At 78.1% G+C, this 1,270-nt stretch carries 1 protein-coding gene; it reads right to left on the reverse strand.

The features are described from left to right. A partial coding sequence (locus MXD58_RS27855; RefSeq protein ID WP_250611143.1) for a phosphopantetheine-binding protein occupies nucleotides 1-1,270 on the reverse strand: 1,270 nt, incomplete at both ends.

The raw sequence follows: 1,270 nt of genomic DNA on the forward strand, positions 1-1,270 counted from the left end.
GGGCGGCAGCGCCGTGGTCGAGTCCGAGCGGATCAGACGGGCCCGCAGCGCGTCGTGCTGGTCGATGACCGCGGCGAGGCCCGCCGCGAGCGTCGCCAGGTCCAGCCCGGCGGGGGTGCGCAGCAGCACCGGGGAGGAGAACGACGCGAACGTCGACCGGCCCGCGGTCATGGCCCGGGTGCGGGCGGACTGCAGCGCCGGTGTCGGTGGGAGGACGACCTCGGCGGGCGTGGTACCCGGCGCGGCCGGGGCGGTGGCCGCCTGGCGGGCGGTGCCGCCTGCCGGCGGGGTCGGGGTCCGGCGGCGCTTCACCACGGGGGCGAGCGTCGCCGGGGTGCGGTGAGCGAACAGCTGCTTCGGCGAGACGGTGTAGCCGGCGGCGCGAATGCGGGTGACCAGCCGCATGGCGACGATGCTGTCGCCGCCGAGGGCGAAGAAGTCGTCGTCGACCCCGACCTTGTTCCCGCCGAGGACCGAGGTGAACGCCGTGACCAGCGCCGCCTCGATCGCGTTGGCCGGCCCGCGGCGCGCCTTCGCCTCCCCCGCCGTGGTGGCGGCCCCCGCCCGCTCGTCGGCCGAGAGCAGGTCGTGCTCGGCTGCGGGCCGCGGGCCGGCCGGGCGGTCCGGGAAGTCCAGCGCGCCGTCGGCGCGCCACCGGGCCCGGTCACCGGTACGGACCATCCGCTCTCCCGGGTCGCCGAACGGGTCGGCGACGAACCGGGCGACGCTCAGGTCGGCCCGGCCCTGATAGCCGCGGGCCAGCCCGGGACCGCCGAGGTAGAGCTCGCCGAGGACGCCGACTCCCACCGGGCGCAGCGCCCGGTCCAGGACATAGGTCCGGGTGCCGCGCGCCGTGGTGCCGGTGCCGCGCGCCGTGGTGCCACCCGGCACAGGTTCGGCCCGGCCGGATCCCGACGGCCACAGCGTGTCCTCGACCACGCCGGCGGGGAAACCGTGGGTGAGACCGGCGCGGATCGCGGCGAGCTCATCCGGGCTGACCTCCGCTCCGGCGCCCATGGCGTCGGCGGGCGACGCGAGCAGGCCGGCGACGGCCTCGTGGGTGAGAACCATGCCGGCGGGCCGGCCCGTCGGGGCCGGCGGGTAGCTCACCCAGGCGGCCGAACGCGGGTCGGGTCCGGTTGTCGGCCCCAGGTCCGCTCCTGGGGCGCCGGCAGTGTCCGCCTCGTCGCGCGCAATCTCGTCGATCAGGAGGACGCGCACCCCGCCCGCGTCCGGCCCGCCCAGACCGCCGAGCACGCCGAGCGCGGCC

Origin of the sequence: Frankia sp. AgKG'84/4 (assembly GCF_023242965.2) — a bacterium.
Classification (GTDB): domain Bacteria; phylum Actinomycetota; class Actinomycetes; order Frankiales; family Frankiaceae; genus Frankia.